22 protein-coding genes are annotated in these 23494 nt (G+C 64.3%); 15 read left to right on the top strand and 7 right to left on the bottom strand.

Annotation, left to right across the window (positions count from 1 at the left end; genetic code table 11):
* Positions 1-54: 54 nt before the first annotated feature.
* The 4 genes from ACKI1H_RS24565 (at position 55) to ACKI1H_RS24550 (ending at position 3194) form a co-directional block, all read left to right on the top strand.
* Positions 55-1023 carry a GTP 3',8-cyclase MoaA gene (locus ACKI1H_RS24565; RefSeq protein ID WP_440466641.1) on the top strand — a complete coding sequence of 323 codons (969 nt, stop codon included), beginning with the start codon at positions 55-57 and terminating at the stop codon, positions 1021-1023.
* Positions 1024-1049: 26 nt separating this feature from the next.
* Positions 1050-1943: a radical SAM protein gene (locus tag ACKI1H_RS24560; protein ID WP_440466640.1), complete on the top strand. Its 894-nt coding sequence runs from the start codon at positions 1050-1052 to the stop codon at positions 1941-1943.
* Positions 1944-2007: 64 nt separating this feature from the next.
* A complete protein-coding gene (locus ACKI1H_RS24555) occupies positions 2008-2619 on the top strand; it encodes a DUF4823 domain-containing protein (RefSeq protein ID WP_138526798.1) in 612 nt (203 codons plus the stop codon).
* On the top strand, positions 2616-3194 hold the full coding sequence (locus tag ACKI1H_RS24550) for a DUF1285 domain-containing protein (RefSeq protein ID WP_440466639.1): 579 nt from the start codon (positions 2616-2618) through the stop codon (positions 3192-3194). The genes ACKI1H_RS24555 and ACKI1H_RS24550 overlap by 4 nt, the downstream gene beginning before the upstream one ends.
* A gap of 108 nt (positions 3195-3302) precedes the next feature.
* Here ACKI1H_RS24550 and ACKI1H_RS24545 read toward each other — a convergent pair whose 3' ends face one another.
* A complete protein-coding gene (locus ACKI1H_RS24545) occupies positions 3303-4991 on the bottom strand; it encodes an electron transfer flavoprotein-ubiquinone oxidoreductase (protein WP_138526797.1) in 1689 nt (562 codons plus the stop codon).
* 310 nt (positions 4992-5301) lie between these two features.
* On the opposite strand from ACKI1H_RS24545, the gene ACKI1H_RS24540 reads away from it, so the two are divergent.
* From ACKI1H_RS24540 to fabV, 3 genes are all read left to right on the top strand, one after another.
* Positions 5302-6051, top strand: a complete 750-nt coding sequence (locus ACKI1H_RS24540; protein ID WP_026078867.1) for an electron transfer flavoprotein subunit beta/FixA family protein — start codon at positions 5302-5304, stop codon at positions 6049-6051.
* The gene (locus ACKI1H_RS24535) at positions 6051-6980 is read left to right on the top strand and encodes an electron transfer flavoprotein subunit alpha/FixB family protein (RefSeq protein WP_024764492.1); all 930 of its coding nucleotides are present in this window, start codon (positions 6051-6053) and stop codon (positions 6978-6980) included. The genes ACKI1H_RS24540 and ACKI1H_RS24535 overlap by 1 nt, the downstream gene beginning before the upstream one ends.
* Positions 6981-7194: 214 nt before the next feature.
* Positions 7195-8391, top strand: coding sequence for an enoyl-ACP reductase FabV (gene fabV, locus ACKI1H_RS24530; RefSeq protein WP_017517613.1), 1197 nt, complete (start codon positions 7195-7197; stop codon positions 8389-8391).
* A gap of 63 nt (positions 8392-8454) precedes the next feature.
* Here the strand turns inward: fabV and ACKI1H_RS24525 are convergent, their stop codons facing one another.
* The gene (locus tag ACKI1H_RS24525; RefSeq protein WP_138521956.1) at positions 8455-9405 is read right to left on the bottom strand and encodes an alpha/beta fold hydrolase; all 951 of its coding nucleotides are present in this window, start codon (positions 9403-9405) and stop codon (positions 8455-8457) included.
* A 97-nt stretch (positions 9406-9502) separates the two neighbouring features.
* On the opposite strand from ACKI1H_RS24525, the gene ACKI1H_RS24520 reads away from it, so the two are divergent.
* The 8 genes from ACKI1H_RS24520 (at position 9503) to ACKI1H_RS24485 (ending at position 16127) form a co-directional block, all read left to right on the top strand.
* Entirely contained in the window at positions 9503-10330 is an 828-nt protein-coding gene (locus ACKI1H_RS24520; RefSeq protein WP_138521954.1) for a substrate-binding periplasmic protein, read from the top strand.
* A 28-nt stretch (positions 10331-10358) separates the two neighbouring features.
* A complete protein-coding gene (locus ACKI1H_RS24515) occupies positions 10359-10703 on the top strand; it encodes a DUF4398 domain-containing protein (protein ID WP_138521973.1) in 345 nt (114 codons plus the stop codon).
* Positions 10700-11527, top strand: a complete 828-nt coding sequence (locus ACKI1H_RS24510; RefSeq protein ID WP_138521952.1) for an OmpA family protein — start codon at positions 10700-10702, stop codon at positions 11525-11527. Before ACKI1H_RS24515 ends, ACKI1H_RS24510 begins: the two co-directional genes overlap by 4 nt.
* Before the next feature lie 152 nt (positions 11528-11679).
* Complete coding sequence (locus ACKI1H_RS24505) at positions 11680-12315, top strand: response regulator transcription factor (RefSeq protein WP_138521950.1); 636 nt, start codon at positions 11680-11682, stop codon at positions 12313-12315.
* 106 nt (positions 12316-12421) lie between these two features.
* Complete coding sequence (locus tag ACKI1H_RS24500) at positions 12422-13861, top strand: aminotransferase-like domain-containing protein (protein WP_045212506.1); 1440 nt, start codon at positions 12422-12424, stop codon at positions 13859-13861.
* Positions 13862-14132: 271 nt separating this feature from the next.
* Positions 14133-14726 (top strand): RNA polymerase sigma factor, encoded by a 594-nt coding sequence (locus ACKI1H_RS24495; RefSeq protein WP_440466638.1) that lies wholly within the window; start codon positions 14133-14135, stop codon positions 14724-14726.
* Complete coding sequence (locus ACKI1H_RS24490) at positions 14723-15430, top strand: hypothetical protein (RefSeq protein WP_440466637.1); 708 nt, start codon at positions 14723-14725, stop codon at positions 15428-15430. Before ACKI1H_RS24495 ends, ACKI1H_RS24490 begins: the two co-directional genes overlap by 4 nt.
* A 127-nt stretch (positions 15431-15557) precedes the next feature.
* Positions 15558-16127 (top strand): hypothetical protein, encoded by a 570-nt coding sequence (locus tag ACKI1H_RS24485; protein WP_246084855.1) that lies wholly within the window; start codon positions 15558-15560, stop codon positions 16125-16127.
* 32 nt (positions 16128-16159) lie between these two features.
* Here the strand turns inward: ACKI1H_RS24485 and ACKI1H_RS24480 are convergent, their stop codons facing one another.
* From ACKI1H_RS24480 to atuD, 5 genes are all read right to left on the bottom strand, one after another.
* Entirely contained in the window at positions 16160-17977 is a 1818-nt protein-coding gene (locus ACKI1H_RS24480; RefSeq protein WP_440466636.1) for a long-chain-acyl-CoA synthetase, read from the bottom strand.
* Between the two features lie 333 nt (positions 17978-18310).
* Complete coding sequence (locus ACKI1H_RS24475) at positions 18311-19132, bottom strand: SDR family oxidoreductase (RefSeq protein WP_440466635.1); 822 nt, start codon at positions 19130-19132, stop codon at positions 18311-18313.
* Positions 19133-19315: 183 nt separating this feature from the next.
* Positions 19316-21307: a geranyl-CoA carboxylase subunit apha gene (gene atuF / locus ACKI1H_RS24470; protein WP_440466634.1), complete on the bottom strand. Its 1992-nt coding sequence runs from the start codon at positions 21305-21307 to the stop codon at positions 19316-19318.
* 68 nt (positions 21308-21375) lie between these two features.
* On the bottom strand, positions 21376-22173 hold the full coding sequence (gene atuE, locus ACKI1H_RS24465; RefSeq protein ID WP_440466633.1) for an isohexenylglutaconyl-CoA hydratase: 798 nt from the start codon (positions 22171-22173) through the stop codon (positions 21376-21378).
* Positions 22174-22311: 138 nt separating this feature from the next.
* Positions 22312-23472, bottom strand: a complete 1161-nt coding sequence (atuD, locus tag ACKI1H_RS24460; protein WP_401089026.1) for a citronellyl-CoA dehydrogenase — start codon at positions 23470-23472, stop codon at positions 22312-22314.
* Positions 23473-23494 lie beyond the last annotated feature (22 nt).

Raw genomic sequence — 23494 nt, 5'->3', positions numbered from 1 at the left:
CTTGTGGTGAGGGTGGGGATATACTTGCATGAGTGATTCCCACCGGAGCCGAGCATGATCGTCGATCGCCAGGGCAGGCGCTTCCGCAACCTGCGGGTCAGTCTGACCGCTGCGTGCAACTATGCCTGCACCTACTGCGTGCCGGACGGTAAGCGTCTGGTTGCCGCTCAGGACGAACTGTCTGCGGACTCTCTGGTGCGCGGGGTTGCCTACCTGATGGAGGCTGCCGGCATCGAGCGGTTGCGGGTGACCGGCGGCGAACCGCTGGTCAGTCCGAAGCTGGATGTCTTCCTGCACGGCGTCAGTCGCCTCGGTTTGCAGGACATTGCCATCACCACCAACGGCCAGCTGCTGTCGAAAAAGCTGCCGCTGCTGCTGGACTGCGGCATCCGCCGCCTCAACGTTTCCCTCGATACTCTGGATGCCGGCGCCTTCCGGCGTATCGCTCGTGGCGGTGATCTGGCCACGGTTCTCAAAGGGCTGGACGAGGCCCGTGCGGCGGGCTTGAAGGTCAAGCTCAACATGGTCCCGCTGCGCGGGCAGAACCTCGACCAGGTGGTACCGCTGCTGGATTACTGCCTGGCGCACGGTTTCGAGCTGCGTTTCATCGAGCTGATGCGCATGGGGCATCTGGCCCACGACCCGAACGGTTTTCACCAGCAGTTCGTTGGCCTGCAGGAACTGCTGGAGCTGATCGGCGAACAGCACCCCTATGTCCAGGCCAGTGCGCCGGTGGATGCCACGGCCATTCGCTACGAAGTGCCGGGGCAGGGGTATTTCGGCGTCATCGCCAATGAAAGCGTTCCCTTCTGCCGGACCTGTTCGCGCCTGCGTCTGTCCTCCACCGGCTGGTTGCACGGCTGCCTGTCATCGAGCAACCGCCACTACGTCGGCGACCTGCTGGACAAGCCCCGTCACCAGGCGCTCCCGGCCCTGCAACGGCTGCTGGTGAGCGCCCTGGCGGACAAGCAGGAAGTCGCTTTCTCCGGCGGCGTCACCATCATGAAGATCATCGGCGGCTGAGATCGCCCTCAAGACCTGATTAGTCCATGCCCAACGAATTCCCCATTGCGTATATCGAGCCGGTGTTCCGGCCGCCCAGCGAGGCGCACTCGCTGATTCTTCCGGTCACCAACGGTTGTTCGTGGAATCAGTGTGGTTTTTGCGAGATGTACACCCAGCCGCAGAAGAAATTCCGCGCCCGCGACGAGGCCGAAGTGCTGGAGGAGATTCGCCGCTGTGGCGAGCGCCTGATCGTCCAGCGGGTGTTCCTCGCCGACGGTGATGCACTGGTGCTGCCAACGCGGCGCCTGCTCAACATCCTCCGCGCGATCCGTGAGCACATGCCGGAGGTGGATCGCGTCTCCAGCTACTGCCTGCCGCGCAACCTGCGCAAGAAGTCTGTGGAGGAGCTGAAGGAGCTGGCCGATGCCGGCCTGCGCATGGCCTACGTGGGTGCCGAGTCCGGTGACGACGAGGTATTGGCGCGGGTGAACAAGGGCGAGACCTACGACTCCACGCTGGATGCCTTGCAGAAGCTGAGTGAGGCGGGAGTCCGGCGCTCGGTGATGATCCTCAACGGCCTGGGTGGCAGCACGCTGAGCGCCCAGCACGCCGACAATTCGGCGCGCCTGATGAACGAGGCGCAACCGGAGTTCCTCTCCACCCTGGTGGTGAGCTTCCCCACCGGCGAGGAGCGCTATCGGACTGGCTTCCCGGACTTCCAGCCGCTGACCCAGGCGGAACTGTTCGTCGAGGTCGAGCGCCTGCTGAGTGCGCTGGAGCTGCGCGACACGGTGTTCCGCAGCGATCATGCGTCCAACTACCTGGTGCTCAAGGGCACGTTGGGGGTGGACAAGGCAAAATTGCTCGCCCAGGTTCGCCAGGCCATCGAGCAGCCGCAGCGCGCGCACCTGCGTCAGGAATGGCAGCGCGGCCTGTGATGGCGCGGAAGCTGCATTGCCTGTCCGAATGCCGGTTTTTCGTCGCCGGCTCCGGAGACTTTGCATGCGCCAACTGATACTGATCCTTGCCCTCGCCGCCCTGGGCGGCTGCATGAGCCCCAACGACCTGGCCGACGGCACCGATTACTACCTGCGCGATGCAGGCTTCCTCGATCACAGCCAGACCCGCCGCACCTCGAACTGGCGGCTGCAGCAGGACTCCTTCATCTATATCGCCCAGGGCCCGTTCGTACCGCCGGGCCATCCCTATGCACGGCCCAACGTGGTAGCGGAGGAGGCATTCAAGGGCTTCGTCCAGTACTTCCCACTGGTGCGCCGGGCCAAGAGCCCGCTGGGACTTGAAGGCGCAATGCAGGAGGCGCGTGCGGCGGGTGCCAATTATCTGCTGTATACGCGCTTCGCCCGTGGGGAGGACAATGTCGGCACCTACGAGCAGTACGAAGATACCGATAACGCCGTGGGCCGTGACCGCAGCGTGATCCAGGTGATGCTGATCGAGACCGACAACCGCTACCTGGTAGACAGTGCGACTATCCGTAGCCGCGGCGGTTTTCTGACATTCTATGACGCCAGTCCCGAGGACCTGATCGGCCGGCCGCTGGAAGACTATGCCCGCAGCCTGCTGGGGGTGAAGACGCGAGAGGAGTACCAATGACTGATCCACAGACTCAATCGGACCGGGCCGGCAACCTGCTGGCGCAGATTCCCGCCAGCAAGGACAAGGGGCTGCCGCCGGTGCATCTGTGGAACCCTGATTGCTGCGGCGATATCGACATGCGCATCGCCCGCGACGGCACCTGGTATTACCTGGGCACACCGATTGGCCGCAAGCCGATGGTGCGGCTGTTTTCCACCATCATCCGCCGCGATGGCGACGACTATTTCCTGGTCACTCCGGTGGAGAAGTGCGGGATCACCGTGGATGACGCACCTTTCGTCGCGGTCACCCTGGTGGTCGAAGGGGAGGGCGAGGAACAGGTGCTGCGCTTCACCACCAATGTCGAGGACGAAGTGGTGGCCGACGCCGCGCACCCGATCCGTGTCGACCTGGACCCGCAGACACAGGAGCCGTCGCCCTACGTGCTGGTGCGGGTAAACCTGGGGGCGCTGATCCACCGCAATGTGTTCTACCAGCTGGTTGAGCTGGCGGTGCCCCGCGAGATCGACGGTGTTGATTGGCTGGGAGTCTGGAGTTCGGGGGAGTTCTTCCCTATTGCGCCGCAGCCGTGACCCGTTGGTCGCAAAGCGGCCAGTAGTCCTCGGGTGTCACCGCTACAAGTACTTAGCTTGCAAAGAAAAAGGCTCCCGAGGGAGCCTTTTCCGTTACCGCCAACGCAATTACATGTTGGGGTAGTTCGGACCGCCGGTGCCCTCGGGGGCCACCCAGGTGATGTTCTGGGCCGGGTCCTTGATGTCGCAGGTCTTGCAGTGCACGCAGTTCTGGGCGTTGATCTGGAAGCGCTTGCTGCCGTCGTCGTTGCTCACTACTTCGTACACGCCGGCCGGGCAGTAACGCTGCGCGGGCTCGTCGTAGAGCGGCAGGTTCTTCGCGATCGGGGTATTCGGGTCGGTCAGCTTCAGGTGGATCGGCTGGTCTTCCTCATGGTTGGTGTTGGACAGGAACACCGAGGAGAGCTTGTCGAAGCTGAGTTTGCCGTCCGGCTTCGGATAGTCGATCTTCGGCGCTTCGCTGGCCTTTTTCAGGGTCGCGTAGTCCGGCGTCGTATCGTGCAGGGTGAACGGCAGCTTGCCGCCGAAGATGTTCTGGTCGATGAAGTTGAACGCACCGCCACCGATTGCGCCGAACTTGTGCATCGCCGGGCCGAAGTTGCGGCTGGCGAACAGTTCGTCGTACAGCCAACTGCCCTTGAAGGCCTCGACGTAGTTGGTCAGCTCATCGCCGCCTTCGCGGCCGGCGAACAGGGCTTCGGCCACGGAGTCGGCGGCCAGCATGCCGGACTTCATGGCGGTGTGGCTGCCCTTGATCTTGGCGAAGTTCAGGGTGCCGAGGTCACAACCGATCAGTGCGCCGCCCGGGAAGACCATCTTGGGCAACGAGTTCAGGCCGCCCTTGCAGATGGCGCGAGCGCCGTAGGCCACGCGCTTGCCGCCTTCCAGGTACTGCTTGATCACCGGGTGGTGCTTGTAGCGCTGGAACTCGTCGAACGGAGAGAGGTGCGGGTTGGTGTAGGACAGGTCGATGATCAGGCCCACTACGACCTGGTTGTTCTCCAGGTGGTAGAGGAAGGAGCCGCCCGGGTTGTCGTCGTTCAGCGGCCAGCCGGCGGTGTGTACCACCAGACCCTGCTCATGCTTGGACGGGTCGATGTCCCAGATTTCCTTGATGCCGATGCCGTAGTGCTGGGCGTCGGCTTCGCTGTCGAGCTTGTACTTCTTGATCAGTTGTTTGCCGATGTGGCCACGGCAGCCTTCGGCGAACAGGGTGTACTTGGCGCGCAGTTCCATGCCCGGGGTGTAGTAACCCTCTTTCGGATTGCCTTCGCGGTCGACGCCCAGGTCGCCGGTGACAATACCGCGAACCACGCCATTCTCGTCGATCAGCGCTTCCTGGGCGGCGAAGCCCGGGTAGATCTCGACGCCCAGGCCTTCGGCCTGCTGGGCCAGCCAGCGGCACAGGTTGCCCAGGGAGATGATGTAGTTGCCTTCGTTGTGCATGGTCTTGGGCACGAAGAAGTTCGGCACCTTGGCCGCCGCTTCCGGGCTCTTCAGCACATAGATGTCGTCGCGCTTGACGGGGGTGTTGAGCGGCGCTTCGAGTTCCTTCCAGTTGGGGAACAGCTCATTCAGCGCGCGGGGCTCGAACACGGCGCCCGAGAGGATGTGGGCGCCCACTTCGGAACCCTTCTCGACCACACAGACGCTGATTTCCTGACCGGCGTCGGCGGCCTTCTGCTTCAGTCGGCATGCGGCGGACAGACCGGCAGGGCCGGCGCCGACGATGACGACGTCGAATTCCATAAATTCGCGTTCCACTATCGATCTCTCCTGAATCAAGGCTCTGGGCATTTTGTAGGTATTGGGTTGGGCAAGCTCCCACCCAGTAAGAGCGGGGCGCATTATAGCTAGACCTGTTGCTATATCTAAACCCTTTATCGACGGCAATACAAACGTTTGTTTGAATCGCGCGTAACCCTGATAGAATCGGGGTCCGCGGCTTATGAAGGGGTATTTTCGTGTATTGACCCGCCCGGTCGATGCGGTCAAGATACCTGCGGTTTTGCGGTCGCGTTGCGCTGGATGTAGTCGCAGATGGCGTGCACTACCGGCCAGGCCTGTCTGGCGACATTCCTATTCACCGGAGAAAAACGAGGAATCCATGAAGGTTCTTGTAGCTGTCAAACGAGTGGTTGACTATAACGTCAAGGTCCGCGTCAAGGCGGACAACTCCGGCGTCGATCTCGCCAACGTCAAGATGTCCATGAACCCCTTCTGCGAAATCGCCGTGGAAGAGGCCGTACGCCTGAAAGAGAAAGGCGTCGTCACCGAGATCGTTGCGGTCTCCGTCGGCCCGACCGCTGCCCAGGAGCAACTGCGTACCGCGCTGGCTCTGGGTGCAGATCGCGCCATCCTCGTTGAAACCAACGAAGAACTGAGCTCCCTGGCCATCGCCAAGTCGCTGAAAGCCCTCGTCGACAAAGAGCAGCCGCAGCTGGTCATCCTCGGCAAGCAGGCCATCGACAGCGACAACAACCAGACCGGCCAGATGCTGGCTGCGCTGACCGGCTATGCCCAGGGCACCTTCGCCTCCAAGGTCGAAGTCGCTGGCGACAAGGTCAACGTCACCCGTGAAATCGATGGTGGCCTGCAGACCGTTGCTCTGAACCTGCCGGCCATCGTCACCACCGACCTGCGCCTGAATGAGCCGCGCTACGCGTCGCTGCCGAACATCATGAAGGCGAAGAAGAAGCCGCTGGACGTGGTGACCCCGGACGCCCTGGGCGTTTCCACCGCTTCCACCGTGAAGACCGTGAAAGTCGAAGCTCCGGCTGCCCGTAGCGCTGGCATCAAGGTCAAGTCCGTTGCCGAACTGGTCGAGAAACTGAAGAACGAGGCGAAAGTAATCTGATGGCTATCCTGGTAATCGCTGAGCACAACAACGGCGCACTGGGCGCTGCCACTCTGAACACTGTCGCTGCCGCGCAGAAGATCGGTGGTGACATCGCTGTCCTGGTCGCTGGCCAGAACGTCGGTGGCGTGGCCGAAGCCGCTGCCAAGATCGCTGGTGTTTCCAAGGTGCTGGTCGCCGACAATGCCGCTTACGCTCACCAGCTGCCGGAGAACGTTGCTCCGCTGATCGCTGAGCTGGGCAAGGGCTACAGCCACGTGCTGGCCGCCGCCACCACCAATGGCAAGAACTTCCTGCCGCGCGTAGCCGCCCTGCTGGACGTCGACCAGATCTCCGAGATCATCGAAGTCGTCAGCGCCGACACCTTCAAGCGCCCGATCTATGCCGGTAACGCCATCGCTACCGTGCAGTCCTCGGCTGCCGTCAAGGTCATCACCGTGCGTGGCACCGGCTTTGACGCCGTCGCTGCCGAAGGTGGTTCCGCCGCTGTTGAAGCTGTTTCCGGCCCGGCCGATGCCGGCAAGTCCGCCTTCGTCGGTGAAGAACTGGCCAAGTCCGACCGTCCGGAACTGACCGCTGCCAAGATCGTCGTTTCCGGCGGCCGCGGCATGGGCAATGGCGACAACTTCAAGATCCTCTACTCCCTGGCTGACAAGCTGGGCGCTGCCGTCGGCGCTTCCCGCGCTGCCGTTGACGCCGGCTTCGTGCCGAACGACATGCAGGTCGGCCAGACCGGCAAGATCGTCGCTCCGCAGCTGTACGTGGCCGTCGGTATCTCCGGCGCCATCCAGCACCTGGCGGGCATGAAGGACTCGAAAGTGATCGTCGCGATCAACAAGGACGAAGAGGCGCCGATCTTCCAGGTCGCCGACTATGGCCTGGTCGCCGATCTGTTCGAAGCCGTACCGGAGCTGGAAAAGGCTGTCTAAGCCTTTTCCGCTCAGTGAAGGAACCCGCCCCCGTGGCGGGTTCTTTCATTTCAGGTTCCTGATTTTCCACGGGAAATGGTCTATTCGCCGCGTCGATGACCCATTGGTCACGAATCTTTGCCGAGAAGTCCACGGGCGAAGGTGTCTCATCTACAATGCGCGACGTCTCCAGTTCCTGAATGTGTTCAATCGACACCTGGCTACCGAGGTTTTCATGATCATCAAACCGCGCGTGCGTGGCTTCATCTGCGTCACTACCCACCCGACCGGCTGTGAAGCCAACGTCAAGGAACAGATCGAGTACGTCGAGGCGCACGGCCCCATCGCCAACGGTCCGAAGAAGGTCCTGGTCATCGGTTCCTCCACCGGCTACGGCCTGGCCGCGCGCATCAGCGCCGCCTTTGGCGCCGGCGCCGACACCCTGGGCGTGTTCTTCGAGCGCCCGGGCAGCGAAACCAAGGCGGGCACCGCCGGCTGGTACAACTCCGCTGCCTTCGAGAAGTTCGCCAAGGCCAAGGGCTTGTATGCGCGCAGCATCAACGGCGACGCCTTCTCCGATGAAGTGAAGAAAGTCACCATCGACACCATCAAGCAGGACCTGGGCAAGGTCGATCTGGTCGTCTACAGCCTGGCTGCTCCGCGCCGTACCCATCCGAAGACCGGCGAGGTCTTCAACTCTGTGCTCAAGCCGGTGGGCAAGGCCGTCAACTTCCGTGGTCTGGACACCGACAAGGAAGTGATCAAGGAAAGCGTGATGGAGCCGGCGACGCCTGAGGAAATCGCCAACACCGTAGCGGTAATGGGCGGTGAAGATTGGCAGATGTGGATCGACGCTCTGCAGGAGGCCGGTGTGCTGGCCGACGGCGCCAAGACCACCGCCTTCACCTACCTGGGCGAAGAGATCACCCACGACCTGTACTGGAACGGTTCCATCGGCGCCGCCAAGAAGGACCTGGACCAGAAGGTCCTGGGCATTCGCGAGAAGCTGGCTGCCACCGGTGGCGACGCCCGCGTTTCCGTGCTGAAGGCCGTGGTTACCCAGGCCAGCTCGGCCATCCCGATGATGCCGCTGTACCTGTCGCTGCTGTTCAAGGTGATGAAGGAGAAGGGCACCCACGAAGGCTGCATCGAGCAGGTCGACGGCCTGTTCCGCGAGAGCCTGTACGGCGCCGAGCCGCACCTGGACGCCGATGGCCGCCTGCGCGCGGACTACAAGGAGCTGCAGCCGGACGTGCAGGACACCGTGAAGGACCTGTGGAACAAGGTGACCAACGAGAACCTGTACCAGCTGACCGACTTCACCGGCTACAAGTCCGAGTTCCTGCGCCTCTTTGGTTTCGAGATCGCTGGCGTGGACTATGAGCAGGACGTCAATCCGGACGTGCAGATTCCGAATCTGATCCAGCTCTGAGTTCGATACCGAGCAGAAACAGAAACGGCGCCTCAGGGCGCCGTTTCTGTTTTCCAGTCGGGTTCAGTTCGATGCGGTAACGGGCGCATGATTGCGCTGGAGGAAGTCGAGGTAGAGGCGCGCAGTCTCCTCCGGACGCTCGATCATCGGCACGTGGCCGCAATCGCGCAGTATCGCCACGCTGGGTTTCTTCAGCAGCGGCTTCATGACATCGATGCTCGACACATCCAGCACACGGTCGCGGTCCCCCCACAGCAGCAGGGTCGGTACGGTGATCTTCGGCAGTTCGGGCTCCAGCGGGATGTAGCGCTCACGTAGCTGCTGGAAGACCATGCCGTTGAACGCGCTGCGCTCCAGCGAGCGTTCGGCCAGGTAATCCTGCAGTCGCGACGGTAGCGGCGGCTTCTGCACGAAGACGAAGTCGAGCAGGGCCGGGAAGTCATCCACCGAACGCAGTACCAGCGGGTTGTCACCGCCCTTGAGCAGCCGCTCGAACAGCTCGCTCTGGTGCGGCGCCATGACGCCGGCATTGTCGAACAGGCCGACCGACAGCACCTCCTGCGGATGCCGCGCGGCCAGCAGCGCAGCGATGTGGCCGCCCATGGAGTTGCCGACCACGTGGAAGCGGCCGATGCCCAGTTCGCGCATGAAATCCGCCAGGCGCTCGGCCTGGGTGCCGACGTCGTAGCTGATGTTCTGCGGTTTGCTGCTGTCGCCGAATCCGGGAAGGTCGACGGCGATGACGTGATAGTCCTGGGTCAGGAAGCGGGCGAAGCGCGGCCAGTTGCTCTTGTCGGCGCCGAAGCCGTGGATCAGCAGGATGGTCTGGGCCTTGTCCGGGCCGCCCTCGTAGTAGGTGATGTCCAGGTCGTCGACCTGCAGGCTGTTGGTGGACAGCCGAGCACGGGCGCTTTCGACGTACTGCGCGGTCGCCAGCAGGGTGGAGGGGAAGGCGTACAACACGCCGGCGGCGACGGCTATCGCCAGGAGAAGGGCCAGAAGGGCTTTCTTCATGAGAAGTCCTTATTACCAAATCGGGTCGGTGTGCTTTACGCTAGCATTTTGCGGCTCTAAGCATGGCCGTTCTTTCTTCTGGCAAGCGAGACAACCAATGCATGGATGTTCCAGGGTGCTGCGTGCAGCTCTTCTGCTGGTGACTTTCTTGATTCCCCTTTTCGGCGTCGCGGGCGGCAAGTGCGAGCGGCTGGTTGCCACCGGTAATCCGGAGTACCCACCCTACTTGTGGCGCGACCCGGCGCAGCCGGAACGCCTGATCGGTGCCAATGCCGACCTGCTCGAGCAGATCGGCAAGGCCATCGGAGTGAATATCCGGGTGATCTATAGCGGTTCCTGGGCGCGTGCGCAGGAAGAGGCGAGACTGGGGCGCGTTGATCTGATCGCCGGCGCCTTCCTCACGCCACCGCGCCTGGAGACCATGGACTACATCCACCCCGCCTTCCTCACCACCGACAATGTGGTGTGGATGCGCAAGGATGCCGTCACGCCCTACGCCGGGCGCGATGACCTGCGCGGCCTGAAAGGCGGCACGCTGGTGAACAACAGCTTCGGTCCGGACTTCGACACCTTCGCCAAGCAGGAGCTGACCCTGGAGGAGGTGCCCAGCCTGACCCAGGCGTTCCAGAAACTGCTGCTCAAGCGCTCGGATTATGTGATCTACGAGCACTATCCCGGCCTTGCGGTCGCCGATACCCTCGGCATGGCTGACGACCTGCAGCCGCTGGAACCGCCGATCTCCAGCGAAGGTCTGTACCTGACCGTGGCGCACAACTCGGCCTGCAACGACCCGTGGCTGCGCGGACAACTGGCGAAAAAAATGACAGAATTGACGGCCGCCGGAGTCCCGCAGCGCCTGCTGCAGGACAACCTGGCCCGCTGGAAGGCCCAGCAGCTGCAGCCTGCCAGCACTCCCACCGAGTAGGACAATAGATTTCGTGATCAATCGACGGATGATAGTCGCCGGCCTGGCTTTGTTTGCGTTGGCCGGCTGTGCGACGAACGACCCGGCACCCAACGAGCAGATGCGTCTCACCGAGCAGGCGCTGGAGCAGGCCAAGGCCGTGGGGGCGACCGATGACGTGGCCGAGTTCAAGCTCGCCGAGGACAAGTACCAGGCTGCCAGGGGCGCCCTGGCGGTCGGCTCGAACAAGAAGGCGCGGCAGCTCGCCGAACAGGCCGAGCTCGACGCCCGCCTGGCCGAGGCCAAGGAGCTGACGCGCAAGAGCGCCGAGCAACTGGCCGAGCAGAGCAAGAGTATCAATCGTCTGCGCAAACAGTTGGGAGAAGTGCAATGACTTCCGCACAACTGTTGCGCCGTAGCTTCTCGTGGGTAGGTGCTCTTTCTGCCGTCGCGCTGCTGGCCGGCTGTGCCAACAGCCAGCTCAGCGAGAAATCCCTGGAGCAGGCCCGCCTGCAGTTCCAGGCGGTCAAGGAAGACTCTGCCGTTTTGCGCAGCGCGCCCAAGGACGTGATTCGCGCCGGCGAATCGCTGGCCCGTGCCGAGCGCCTGTCCAACTACTGGGGTAGCAGCGACGACGTGCTGCAGTACTCCTACCTCAGCCAGCGCTACAGCGAGATCGCCCGCGAGCACAGCAATCTGGCGCTGAACCAGGAGCGCCTGGGCAAGCAGCAGATGGAGCGTGAGCGCCTGCAACTGGCGATGCGCGAAGCGCGCCTGCTCAACGTGCAGGAGCAGAGCAAGTGGCTGGAGCAGCAGATGGTCAGCCTCGCCACCAACGAAACCGAGCGCGGCCTGGTGCTGACCCTCGGCGACGTGCTGTTCGACAGCGGCGAAGCGGATCTCAAGCCCGCAGCCAACCGGACCGTGCTCAAGGTGGTGCAGTTCCTCCAGCTCAACCCGCGCCGGGTGATCCGCATCGAGGGTTACACCGATGCCGAAGGCGACCGCGAGCAGAATCTGCAGCTGTCCAAGGACCGCGCGCAAGCCGTGGCTGACGCACTGACCGATCTGGGCGTGGATGAGAAACGCGTACAGGTGCAGGGCTACGGCGAGGCCTACCCGATCTCGGACAACGCCTCGTCGCTGGGGCGTGCGCAGAACCGCCGGGTGGAGATCGTCTTCTCCGACGAGAAGGGCCAGCTCGGCGCCGAACGCTGATCCCTTCGCAATATCCCGTCACAGGAAAACCCTGGAAGCCTCGGCTCCGGGGTTTTTCGTTAGGGGGATCTCGAAATCTTTCGAGTGGCAGCTTGGCGAAAATAGCCGGGTGCGACTAATCCCCTCAGGGGAGCTGTAAACGAGAGAACGTGATGTCACCCGAAAAGAAGCTTTTCAATGTAATCGTGGCGGACCCGCAGCCGATGATCGGCTGGGGCCTGGAACGCTATCTGCTGGAGCGTGAACTGGGGCAGGTGAAAGCCTTCGTCAGCGACACCGATAGCCTGCTGGATGTCCTCACCGCCCATCCCGAGGTTGACCTGGCTATCGTCGAGTTGGCGCTTCCCGGCGCCCGTGGGCGTGACGGCGTGCACCTGATCGAATGGCTGCAGCGTCACCATCCGGAGGTGCCCGTGCTGGTCTATTCGGTCATGGGGGCGCCGCTGCTGGCGACTGCGGCGGTCAAGTGCGGCGCCGTGGGCTATGTCTGCAAGCGCAACCCGCTGAGCCTGCTGGACGACGCCATCGCCCGTATCCGCAAGGGCGAGACCTACATCGACCCGATGCTGCGCCCGCCGCGCCATACCGGCAAGCCGCTGAGCCCTACCGAGATCGACATCATCCGCCGGCTGGCCCATGGCGCTACGGTGGGGGAAATTGCCGAGCGGACCAATCGCAGCGTGTCCACCATCAGTACCCACAAGCGCAACGCCATGCAGAAGCTCGGCCTGACCACCGATGCGCAACTGGTGGTGGCGGGGCTGCTCGACTGGCTCGGAGAGATCTGAGCGGGCAGGGCGGTGCAGCTGTATCGGACGGAATCCTGACGACTGTTCTGGAACAGTTTGCAGTTTTTGGCTACTGTTTCGGTTCAATGACCGAGGGATGGCCGTCATGTCCAATCTGCTGCTCTACCAGCGCATCGCCCAGCAACTGGCGGAAGACATCCGTCGTGGTGTCTACCAGCCAGGCGAGCGCGTGCCGTCCGTGCGCAAGTTGAGCACTCAGCTCAACGTCAGCCATGCCACGGTGCTCCAGGCCTATGCCACCCTCGAAGACCAGGGGCTGATCCGCGCGCGCCCGCAGTCCGGCTTCTACGTGCACCGCACGCCGGCGCTGACCGCCTCGACCCCGGACATCGCCCGTGTCGAGCGGCCCGGTCTGGTCACCCGCAGCAGCATCATCAATCAGGTGCTCGCCGAAGCGCGCCGCGAGGGCGTGTTCCCGCTGGGTGCTGCCGTGCCGCATGTGGATTACCTCCCGGTCCGCGCGCTGCACCAGCAGTTGGCCAAGGTCACGCGCTTCTCCAGCCCGCGCGCCTTCAGCTACATGTTCAGCCCTGGCTACGAGCCGCTGCGCCGCCAGGTGGCAATCCGCATGCGCGATGCTGGCGTGGTGGTCGATCCGACCCAGGTGACCATTACCCATGGTTGCGTGGACGCCATCCATATGGCCTTGCGCGTGATGACCCGTCCGGGCGACCTGATCGCCACCGAGTCGCCGAGCTACTACGGCCTGTTGCAGTTGGCCGACATCCTCGGCCTGAAGGTCATCGAGATCCCCAGCGACCCGCTCACCGGCATCAGCCTGGAGGCCCTGCAACTGGCCGCCAACCAGTGGCCGATCAAGGCGCTGGTGCTGACCGCGCGCCTGAGCAATCCGCTGGGCGGCACCATTCCGGAGGATCGCCAGAAGGCGCTGCTCAAGCTCACTGCCGAACACAACATCGGGGTGATCGAGGACGACATCTACGGCGAGCTGATGTTCGACCAGGGCCAGACCAAGGCGCTCAAGGCTCACGACCGCGATGGCCGCGTGGTGTACTGCTCGAGCTTCTCCAAGACGATTTCCCCCGGCGTGCGTATCGGCTGGATCATCACCGAGCGCTACCAGGAGGAAATCCGCCGCCTGCAGACCTTCACCACGCATTCGGCGTGCACCGTCACCCAGATGGGCGTGGCGGCGTACCTGGAGAACGGAGGCTATGACCGGCACCTGCGCTACATCCGCCAGGAGTACCGCAAGAACATGACCGCCTATCAGCTGGCCGTGCAGCAGTATTTCCCTGAAGGCACGCAGATGACCCGGCCCAAGGGTGGCTTCATCCTCTGGGTCAGCCTGCCGGCCAAGGTGAACACCAAGGAATTGCATGTGCGCGCGCTGGAGCAGGGCATCAGCATCGCGCCGGGGCTGATCTTCAGTAACACCGAGCAGTTCAACAACTGCCTGCGCCTGACCTGCGGCATCCCGTGGGACCGCGAGGCGGAGCGGGCGATCATGACCCTCGGCATGCTGGCCTGCCAGCTGTGTCAGGAGGAGCTGATCGCCGCCTGACAGCTTTCGGCGCTTGCGCCATGGCGTGTACTACCGTTCTCGGTCGTGCGCCCCGTGGCGTTTTCGGCGGTGGAATCGACCCGTTTCCACTCGCCATCTCGTCCAAGGGAGTTGAACCCTCGATGAGACCGATGCCGTGCCGCTCGATAGCCAATCCCTTCCGCCTGCTGGCCAATGGAAACCCTGCGCTACGCCGGCGCGCGCGACATCGGCGATACTGGGCAGCTGGCGCAGTGCCTGCAGACACCCGTACCGACACGGATCGAGAGAGTTGAAGATATCCCCCAAGGACGAAAACGACGCGGCCCTGCTGCGGCGCTATCGACAAGGCGACGCCGAGGCCTTCGGTGAACTTTACGCCCGCCATCGCCTCGGCCTGTTCCGCTTCCTCTGTGGCCTGTGTGGCGATCACGCCCAGGCCGAGGAAGTGTTCCAGGAAACCTGGATGAGCCTGATCCGCAGCGACAGCCAGCCGCTGGGGGCGGCCAGCTTCAAGACCTGGTTGTACCAGATCGGCCGCAACCGCCTGATCGACCACTGGCGCAAGCTCGGCCGCCACCAGGGGCGTCAGGAGAGCTTCGACGAGCAGTTGCACGGCGAGGCGCTGGCTAGCGAAAGCGTCGACCCCGAGCGCGAGTTGAGCCTGAGCCGCGACCAGCAACGCCTGCAGGGTGCGCTGGAGTCCCTGCCGGAGGAGCAGCGCGAAGTGTTCCTGCTGCGCACCCATGGTGATCTGGAGCTGAACGAAATTGCCGAGCTGACGAAAACTCCGGCCGAAACGGTGAAAAGCCGTCTTCGCTATGCAATGCAAAAGTTGCGTCGGTTGTTGTCCGACCCGTCGGTGACCGAGGAGGTGAGTCCATGAACCGCGATTCGCACGAGCAGGACCTGCTCGAGCACTACCGTCGGCACAGCGATGAGCAGCCGTCGGCGCAGCTGGACGCGCGCATCCTGGCCGCCGCCCGTGCTGCCGTGGAGGAACCAAAGCCAGGGTTTGCCCAGCGCCTGCACCACTGGCTGCTGGGCGCCGGCAGTCGGCAGCGCTGGGGAGTCGCCGTGGCAGGACTGGCAACCCTGGGCATTGGCCTGAGCCTGACCTTGCGAACCTACGAGGAATCGCCCAACCGCTTTGATGCGCCAGCCGCCCCAGCGATGATGCGTGCGCCGGCTCCCGCACCGGCCATGGCGCCTCCAGCGGCTCCGGCTGCCGCGCCCTATGCGGCGGAGCCGAGCATGGCTGCGCCGCAGATGGATAGCGCTGCTGCGGGGGCTGCGATGGAAGAACTCGCCAAGCCGGCGCCAATGAGCAAGAAAATGGCGGTGGACAGCGCGAAAGCCGAGGCCCGGGAGCTTGCTGACACGCCGGTTCAGCCGGGCATGCGGGCCCAAGGCAAGCTGCAAGCGTTCGCGGAGGAGGCGGGTGAGCCGCGTACCAGTCTGTTGCACCTGCGTGACTTGCAAGACAAGGGTCTGAAGGCAGAGGCGGAACTTGTACGCGAGAGCCTGCGCCAGCGCTTTCCCGGTCTGGATATCGACAAGGCTCTGAAGGATCTACCTGACAATCCTTGATCAATGACAGGCCAGGTTCAGCGCTGTTCTGTCAGATTGTTCAGTAGTAGAGGCTTGTTACGGCAAGCCTCTTGCTCTGCAATGAATCTCGCGCCAGCATTGCGCGGTTTTTCTGACGGTCCGCTGCATGAAGAAGTCCCGAATCCTCATTGTCGCCAGTTTGTCCTTGCTGCTCGCCGCTTGTGGCGACGAGCACAAGGACAAGGCTGCCACGCCGGTTGCAGCTCCCGCGCCTGCCGCAGCAGTGACACCGGAGGCGGCCAGTGCGCCTGCGCCCAAGCCTGCTGCTGAGCAGCCGCGTGAGGATGAGGCCAAGCCTGCCGCCGCCAAGGCCGTAGCGTCGCCCAGGGCTCCCGCCGTCGAGGCGGCGATAAAGCCGGAGGCCAAAGCGCCTTCGAAAACCCCGGCACAGGTGAAGAAGCCGGTCGATCCGGTGGTCAAGCAGCCGCTGCCGCCCGTGAAGCTGGATCTGCGCCTGCCCAAGGATCTGCTCCATCAGGAACAGGCGGACGATCCCATCACCGTGCTTGAGGAGAAGCCGATCCTGCCGCCGATGTTCGGCGAGAAGGTAGGGCAGAGCCCGTTCGAGGTCGGCGGTCGGTTGATCCAGCGCGAACCCAATGAGCGCGAGGCCAACGACGACAGTTGGCACTCGGATATCCGCGGCGCCGAGCTGCAGTTCAAGTTCCGCAACTGATCGCTGCGTCCGCCCTTGTAGGAGCGAGGTCGTCAGAACCGGTGCACGCCGCCGCGAATCGCCTCGAACAGAGCCCCGTCCAGCGCCCGGTAGTCCGCCTCGCCGGGCAGGCGCACGTACAACGCTTCGGTCACGGATGATGGGTCGTACGCGTTGCGCTTGAGGTCGGTCTTCTTGTACTTGAAGGTACCGGTGGTCTCCACCTGCACCAGCAGACGCAGGAACAGCGGCACGGCGTACGCCGGTAGCTCGCGGTCCAGGTGCGCCGCCAGCAGCGCGGCGTCCAGGCTGGCGCCGTCGGCCAGGCGCAGCGCTGCCATCCCGCAGCGGCCGTTGGTACCGGGGATCTCCACGCCGTAGACCACTGCATCCTCCACGCCGGGGAAGGCGCCCAGGGCGTTTTCCACCTCGGTGGTGGAGACGTTCTCGCCCTTCCAGCGGAAGGTGTCGCCCAGGCGGTCGACGAACTGCGTGTGCTTGAAACCGATGTCGCGCATCAGGTCGCCAGTGTTGAACCAGGTGTCGCCTTCCTTGAACACGTTGCGGTAGATCACCGCCTCGCTCTTGGCCGGGTCGGTGTAGCCGTCGAACGGCCACTTGTCGCTGATCTCGCTGATCAGCAGGCCGGCTTCGCCCTTGTCGACTTTCTCCATGAAACCCTTGGCGTTGCGCACCGGCTGGTCGTTTTCCAGGTCGTAGCGGACGATCGCGTAGGTTGCCGGCGAGAAGCCCACCGTATTGTCGAAGTTGAACACGTTGGTGAAACCGATATTGCCCTCGCTGGAGGCATAGAACTCGGTGATCCGTTCGATGCCGAAGCGCTCCTTGAACTCGTTCCAGATCGACGGGCGCAGGCCGTTGCCGATCATGCAGGTCAGGGTATTGCCACGCTCTTCCGCGCACTGGGGCTGGTTCAGCAGGTAGCGGCAGAGTTCACCTATGTAGCCGAAGCAGGTTGCCTGGTAGGTCTGCACGTCTTTCCAGAAGGCGCTGGCGGAGAACTTGCGGCGTAGGGCAATGGCCGCGCCACCGGCGAGCACGGCGCTCCAGCACACGGTCACGGCGTTGTTGTGGTAGCACGGCAGGGTCAGGTAGAGCACGTCGCTGTTGGTCAGCCCCAGCCCGGAATGGCCGAAGCCGCCGTAGGCCTTGATCCACTTGCCGTGGCTCATGATCGAGGCCTTCGGCAGGCCGGTGGTGCCGGAGGTGTAGATGTAGAAGCAGGCGTCCTTCAGGCGGACCTTGGCGGTTTCCGGCAGGTTGTTGGAATCCTGTTCCTGGGCCAGTCGCATCAGGCTCTGCCAGCCGACTGGAGCCTGCGCCGACTCGTCACCGTCGGCGATCCAGTAGCAGCGCCCGCCGCTGTTCTCCAGGGCCGGGCGGACGTCTTCGAAAGCCTCGCGCAGCTCCTCGCCGACCACAAAGTGGCTGGGCTTGACCAGGTTGAGGCTGTGGCTGAGCACCTGGCCGCGCTGGGTGGTGTTGACCAGCGCGCCGATGGCGCCGAGCTTGGCCAGGGCGGCGAGTACCACCATGAGTTCGGCGCGGTTCTCCAGCATCACCGCGACCACGCTGGCATGGCCCACTCCCTCGGCCTGGAAGGCTCGCGCCAGGCGGTTGGCCCAGCCGTTGAAGAGGGCATAGGACAGGCGCCGGCGTTCGTCGATCAGCGCCGGGCTGTCCGGGTAGAGGCGCGCAGCGCGCTCCAGCGCCCAGCCCAGGGAGAGGTTCTTCTCGCGGTTGCGGATGCCGGTGTAGTACAGCCCGCGCAGCATGCGTGGCACGCGGCCGAGGGTGGCCGGCAGGTGGGCGAGGAAGCGGGTCGGGGTGATGATATCGGCGTGGCTCATTGACGCGTGCCCTTATTGTCATTGTTGTCTGTGGCGTGCAGACGCTTGCGAGCGACTCTAGGTCGTCGTCCGGCGTGCGCCTATGGCTGTTGCGCGCGTGGCGCAGGGCAGATCGGCAAACGCATCGGGCAGGCGTTCATCGCAGTCTAGAAAGCAGTGGCCGGACGGCCAGGGCGGGATTGTGTCGATTGGTAAATGGCGACACGGTGCCCATGGTGGGAGGGTTGGTAGGGCGGATAACCGCTTGTGGTTATCCGCCGTTAGCCCAGGTGTGGCAAACGGCGAATAACGCGTTTCGCGTTATGCGCCCTACGAAAAGGTCCGCGAGTGGGCTCAATCGAGGAACAGGTCGGGCACCAGGCTGCCGCCGTTCGGATCGAAGCGGTACTGCTCGAAGTCGCTCTGGCCCTGTTCGCGCAGGATGTCTTCGTCGATCAGCAGGCGCCCGCTGATGCTGCGTTCGCTGCTGGAGAGAATCGCGTAGGCGGCGTCGGCCATGATTGCCGGGGTGCGCGCGCGCTTGAAGGCGTCGCGGCTGCCCAGCTCGAACTCGATGGCAGCAGTGGCGATCATGGTCTTCGGCCAGAGGGCGTTGACGCTGATGCCGTACTTCTTGAATTCCTCGTGCATCCCCAGGGTGAGCATGCTCATGCCGTACTTGGTGACGGTGTAGGGGCCGTGCTGGGCGAACCACTTGCCGGCCAGGTTGATCGGCGGCGACAGGCTGAGGATATGGCCCTTGCTCTGCTTCAGGTAGGGCAGCGCGGCCTGGCTGCAGACCATCACGGCGCGGGTGTTGATCTGGTACATCAGGTCGAAGCGCTTGGGCTCCAGGCGCTCCACACCGACCAGCTTGATGGCGCCGGCGTTGTTCACCACGGCGTCGATGCCGCCAAAATGCTCGGCAGCCTTGGCCATGGCTTCGCGCACGGCGTTCTCGTCGCGCACGTCCAGTTGCAGCGCCAGTGCCTTGCCGCCGGCGGCCTCGACCTCTTCAGCGACGCTGAAGATGGTGCCCTCGAGCTTCGGATGGGGTTCGGCGCTCTTGGCGGCGATGACGATGTTGGCGCCGTCGCGGGCGGCGCGCAGGGCGATCTCGCGGCCGATGCCACGGCTGGCGCCAGTGATGAAGAGGGTTTTGCCGTTAAGGGACATGGTTGGGGCTCCGTATTCTTGTGGTCTTGTTCTGACGGAATAGCGAATGGGAACTGTAGGAGCGAGCTTGCTAGCGAACCCAGGCCCCGCAGCGGGGATTGTTCGCGAGCAAGCTCGCTCCTACGAAAAGCGAAAAGCGAAAAGCGAAAAGCGAAAAGCGAAAAGCGAAAAGCGAAAAGCGGTTTAGGCAGACTCCAGCGCCTCCACCTCCACCAGCAATTGCCGCGATTTCACCTGCTCGCCCTTGCTCACCTGCACGCGGCGGATCACGCCGTCGACGCCGGCCTTGAGCGGGTGCTCCATCTTCATCGCTTCCAGTACCAGCAGCAGCTGGCCCTTGCTGACTCGCGTGCCTTCGGCCACCAGCACATCAACGATGGCGCCATCCATCGGCGCTTTCACGGTGCCCGAGCCGGCACCGCCGGTCGCGCCAGCGGGTTCGTGGGTGACGTCGAGCAGCTCCAGGTTGCCGTCGGCGCCATATAGCCAGAGGCGCGCGCCATCGCGGTGGAAGGGCAGGCGGCGGCGAATGCCGTCGGCTTCGAGGATGGCATCGCCGTTTTCTTCACCGAGCAGGCGCAGCGCGATCTCGGCGTCACCGATTCGCGCCAGCAGTGCCGGCTGGGCGCCGTGTTCACGGACTTCCAGTTCGACGACGAATTTCTCCTCGCCATGCTTGAGCGCGAACCGCCATGGCGCGCTGCCCGCGCTACGCCAACCGGAGAGTCCCGGCTGGTGCGCGCGCTCACTGGCCGAAGCCTGGTAGAGCAGGGCGGCGGCGCAGGCCAGTTCCAGTACTTGCGGCTGGCGCGGGGCCAGGCTTGGGTCACCGGCAAACTGTTCGCCGATGAACGCGGTGGTGGCCTTGCCGGCGGCGAAATCCGGGTGCATGAGCAGGTTGGCGAGGAAGCGCTGGTTGGCGCTCACGCCCAGCAGCACGCAGTCCTCGACGGCGCGCACCAGCTTGCGCCGAGCCTCTTCGCGGGTCGCGCCATAAGCAATGACCTTGGCCAGCATCGGGTCGTAGAACGGCGTCACCGGCTGGCCTTCGCGCAGGCCGTGGTCGATGCGGATGCCATCCAGCTGCGGCGGCGTCCAGCGCAGCACCTGGCCGGTCTGCGGGAGGAAACCGCCACCGGCATCTTCGGCGTACAGGCGCACTTCGATGGCGTGGCCCTTGAGCTGGATCTGTTCCTGGGTCAGCGGCAGCGGGTGGCCTTCGGCGACGCGGATCTGCCAGGCCACCAGGTCCTGGCCGGTGACCAGTTCAGTGACCGGGTGCTCCACCTGCAGGCGGGTGTTCATTTCCAGGAAGTAGAAGGCGCCGCTGGCGTCCAGCAGGAACTCCACGGTACCGGCGCCCCGATAGTTCACCGACGCGGCGGCCTTCACGGCTGCCGTGCCCATGGCGGCGCGCAGCTCCTCGGTCAGCACCGGGCAGGGCGCTTCCTCGATGACCTTCTGGTGGCGGCGTTGCACCGAGCAATCACGCTCGCCGAGGTAGACGATGTTGCCGTGGCTGTCGCCGAACACCTGGATTTCCACATGGCGCGGCTGCACCACGGCTTTTTCCAGGATCAGCTCGCCGCTGCCGAAGGCGTTCTGCGCTTCCGAGCGCGCGGTACGCAGCTGCTCGGCGAGGTCTTCGTCGCGGGTCACCAGGCGCATGCCGCGCCCGCCACCGCCGGCGCTGGCCTTGATCATCAGCGGATAGCCGATGCGCTGCGCCTCGCGGGTCAGCGTGGCGTCGTCCTGCTCCGCGCCTTCGTAGCCTGGAATGCAGGGCACGCCGGCTTCGAGCATGGCGATCTTCGACAGGCGCTTGCTGCCCATCAGGTGGATGGCTTCCACGCCGGGCCCGATGAAGACGATACCGGCGGCCTCGCAGGCGCGGGCGAAGTCGGCGTTCTCCGAGAGGAAGCCGTAGCCGGGGTGGATCGCACCGGCGCCAGTGCGTCTCGCCGCGTCGAGGATGGCTTCGGGCTTCAGGTAGGACTGGCCCACGGGCGCCGGGCCGATGCACACGGCCTCGTCGGCCAGTTGTACATGGCGGGCGTTGGTGTCGGCCTCGCTGTAGACGGCCACGGTTCGGTAGCCCAGGTCGTGGGCGGTGCGGATCACCCGGCAGGCGATCTCGCCACGGTTGGCAATGAGGATCTTGTCGAAGCTGGGCATGGTGGTTGTTTCCCTCTCCCCAACCCTCTCCCTGAAGGGAGAGGGGGCTGTTCGGTGCGCGCGGTGGGTTACTGCGCCCAGTTCGGTTTACGTTTCTGTACGAAGGCCATCGTGCCTTCGGCGCCTTCCGCACCAGTCACCGCGGCGGCGAACTGGCGCGCGGCATCGTCCAGCAGCGGACCAAGGGTTTCGGTCTCGGTGGCGAGCAGCAGCGCCTTGGTCGCGGCGTTGGCCCCAGGGGCGCAGCGGCGCACCTGGTCGAGCGCCTGGGCCAGTTGCTCACCGAGGCTCTCGGCGCTGTCCGCGCAGGCATGTACCAGGCCCAGACGCAGCGCCTCGCGGCCGTCGAAGCGAGCGGCGGTGAGGGCCAGGCGGCGCGCCTGGGTCAAGCCGATGCGTTTCACCACGAAGGGCGCGATCTGCGCCGGCAAAATGCCGAGGCTGGTTTCCGGCAGGCCGAACTGTGCGTCCGCCGCTGCCAGGGCGATGTCCGAGATGCAGGCAAGGCCGAAGCCGCCGCCGAGTACCGCTCCCTCCAATACGGCGACTACTACCTGGGGCTGCGCCTGGGCTTCTTCCAGCAGGCCGCCGAAGGCGCGGTTCAGCGCGGCGTAGGCGTCGGGACCGGCGGCGCGGGCGCCGGCCATGTCCTTGATGTCGCCACCGGCGCAGAAGTGCCCGCCGGCCCCGCGCAGGACGATGGAGCGCACAGCGCGGTCGTCGCGCACGGCGGCGAGCACCGCACGCAGTTCGCCGACCATCGCCAGGCTCATGGCGTTTCGGCTGTCCGGGCGGTTCAGGGTGACGTGCAATACGCCGCCGTCAGGTTCCAGCAGCAGGGTTTCGCAGTTCGGCAGTTCGTTCATGCCGGGTTCCTCGTTCAACCGGTTCTCGCTTGTGATCGCCGTAGGATGGGTGGAGCGAAGCGATACCCATCGATACTTCGCAGCATGGGTATCGACGCTGCGCGCCTCCACCCATCCTGCGGTCCTACAAAAAAGCGCTTAGCCTTTCTTCTTGCCCGGCAGAGTGCCCATCATTTTGCAGATGATGCCCAGCATGATTTCGTCCGCACCGCCGCCGATGGAGACCAGGCGGGTATCGCGGTAGGCGCGGGAGACCGGGTTCTCCCACATGAAACCCTGGCCGCCCCAGTACTGCAGGCAGGCATCGGTGACTTCACGGGCCAGACGGCCGACCTTGAGCTTGGCCATGGAGGCCAGGCGGGTGACGTCCTTGCCGCGGATGTACTGCTCGGTGGCCTGGTAGGTGAGGGCGCGCAGGCACTCGATCTCGGTCATCAGCTCGGCCATGCGGAAGTGGATGACCTGGTTGTCGATCAGCGCCTGGCCGAAGGTCTTGCGTTCCTTGCAGTAGTCGATGGTGGCGTTGACGCAGTACTCCAGGCCCTTGATCCCGCTGGCGGCGCCGAACAGGCGTTCTTCCTGGAACTGCAGCATCTGCATCATGAAGCCCGCGCCCTCGGCGCCGATGCGGTTGCGTTGCGGGACGCGCACATCGTCGAAGAACACCTGGGCGGTCTCCGAGCTGCGCATGCCGAGCTTGTCCAGGTGCGGGCTGACGCTGATGCCCTTGGACTTCATCGGCACCATGATCAGCGACTTGTTGACGTGGGGCTTGTCGTCGGAGGTGTTGGCCAGCAGGCAGATGAAGTCGGCGGATGGCGAGTTGGTGATCCACATCTTGCTGCCGTTGATGACGTAGTCGTCGCCGTCCTTGCGCGCGGTGGTCTTCAGCCCGGCGACGTCGGAACCGGCGCCCACTTCCGAGACGCCGATGCAGCCGACCATCTCGCCGGCGATGGCCGGGCGGAGGAATTCCTCGCGCAGCTCATCGGAGCCGAAGCGCGCCAGGGCCGGGGTGCACATGTCGGTCTGCACGCCCAGGGCCATCGGCACGCCGCCGCAATGGATGGTGCCGAACTCTTCGGCGGCGACCACCGAGTAGCTGTAGTCCAGACCCATGCCGCCGAACTTCTCCGGCTTGGAAATACCCAGCAGGCCCAGGTCGCCGGCTTTCTTGAAGACTTCATGGATCGGGAAGCGACCGGCCTTTTCCCACTCGTCAACGTAGGGATTGATCTCCTTCTCGACGAAGTTGCGGACGGTGCGGCGGAGCTCTTCGTGTTCCTGGGTGAAGATCATTTCTTGTTCTCCGTGGGATCTT

Source organism: Pseudomonas sp. YH-1 (assembly GCF_051990045.1).
In the GTDB taxonomy this organism is placed as follows: Bacteria; Pseudomonadota; Gammaproteobacteria; order Pseudomonadales; family Pseudomonadaceae; genus Pseudomonas; species Pseudomonas nicosulfuronedens.
This window is presented reverse-complemented; position numbering and strand designations above follow the sequence as displayed.

Bases quoted from the DNA above. Each gene is read 5' to 3' on its own strand.
- atuE (WP_440466633.1), bottom strand. From the start codon at position 22,173: ATGAACGAACTGCCGAACTGCGAAACCCTGCTGCTGGAACCTGACGGC.
- ACKI1H_RS24490 (WP_440466637.1), top strand. From the start codon at position 14,723: ATGAACCGCGATTCGCACGAGCAGGACCTGCTCGAGCACTACCGTCGG.
- ACKI1H_RS24500 (WP_045212506.1), top strand. From the start codon at position 12,422: ATGTCCAATCTGCTGCTCTACCAGCGCATCGCCCAGCAACTGGCGGAA.
- atuD (WP_401089026.1), bottom strand. From the start codon at position 23,472: ATGATCTTCACCCAGGAACACGAAGAGCTCCGCCGCACCGTCCGCAAC.
- ACKI1H_RS24540 (WP_026078867.1), top strand. From the start codon at position 5,302: ATGAAGGTTCTTGTAGCTGTCAAACGAGTGGTTGACTATAACGTCAAG.
- fabV (WP_017517613.1), top strand. From the start codon at position 7,195: ATGATCATCAAACCGCGCGTGCGTGGCTTCATCTGCGTCACTACCCAC.
- ACKI1H_RS24510 (WP_138521952.1), top strand. From the start codon at position 10,700: ATGACTTCCGCACAACTGTTGCGCCGTAGCTTCTCGTGGGTAGGTGCT.
- ACKI1H_RS24505 (WP_138521950.1), top strand. From the start codon at position 11,680: ATGTCACCCGAAAAGAAGCTTTTCAATGTAATCGTGGCGGACCCGCAG.
- ACKI1H_RS24560 (WP_440466640.1), top strand. From the start codon at position 1,050: ATGCCCAACGAATTCCCCATTGCGTATATCGAGCCGGTGTTCCGGCCG.
- ACKI1H_RS24515 (WP_138521973.1), top strand. From the start codon at position 10,359: ATGATAGTCGCCGGCCTGGCTTTGTTTGCGTTGGCCGGCTGTGCGACG.
- ACKI1H_RS24520 (WP_138521954.1), top strand. From the start codon at position 9,503: ATGCATGGATGTTCCAGGGTGCTGCGTGCAGCTCTTCTGCTGGTGACT.
- atuF (WP_440466634.1), bottom strand. From the start codon at position 21,307: ATGCCCAGCTTCGACAAGATCCTCATTGCCAACCGTGGCGAGATCGCC.
- ACKI1H_RS24565 (WP_440466641.1), top strand. From the start codon at position 55: ATGATCGTCGATCGCCAGGGCAGGCGCTTCCGCAACCTGCGGGTCAGT.
- ACKI1H_RS24550 (WP_440466639.1), top strand. From the start codon at position 2,616: ATGACTGATCCACAGACTCAATCGGACCGGGCCGGCAACCTGCTGGCG.
- ACKI1H_RS24535 (WP_024764492.1), top strand. From the start codon at position 6,051: ATGGCTATCCTGGTAATCGCTGAGCACAACAACGGCGCACTGGGCGCT.
- ACKI1H_RS24485 (WP_246084855.1), top strand. From the start codon at position 15,558: ATGAAGAAGTCCCGAATCCTCATTGTCGCCAGTTTGTCCTTGCTGCTC.
- ACKI1H_RS24545 (WP_138526797.1), bottom strand. From the start codon at position 4,991: ATGCCCAGAGCCTTGATTCAGGAGAGATCGATAGTGGAACGCGAATTT.
- ACKI1H_RS24480 (WP_440466636.1), bottom strand. From the start codon at position 17,977: ATGAGCCACGCCGATATCATCACCCCGACCCGCTTCCTCGCCCACCTG.
- ACKI1H_RS24525 (WP_138521956.1), bottom strand. From the start codon at position 9,405: ATGAAGAAAGCCCTTCTGGCCCTTCTCCTGGCGATAGCCGTCGCCGCC.
- ACKI1H_RS24555 (WP_138526798.1), top strand. From the start codon at position 2,008: ATGCGCCAACTGATACTGATCCTTGCCCTCGCCGCCCTGGGCGGCTGC.
- ACKI1H_RS24475 (WP_440466635.1), bottom strand. From the start codon at position 19,132: ATGTCCCTTAACGGCAAAACCCTCTTCATCACTGGCGCCAGCCGTGGC.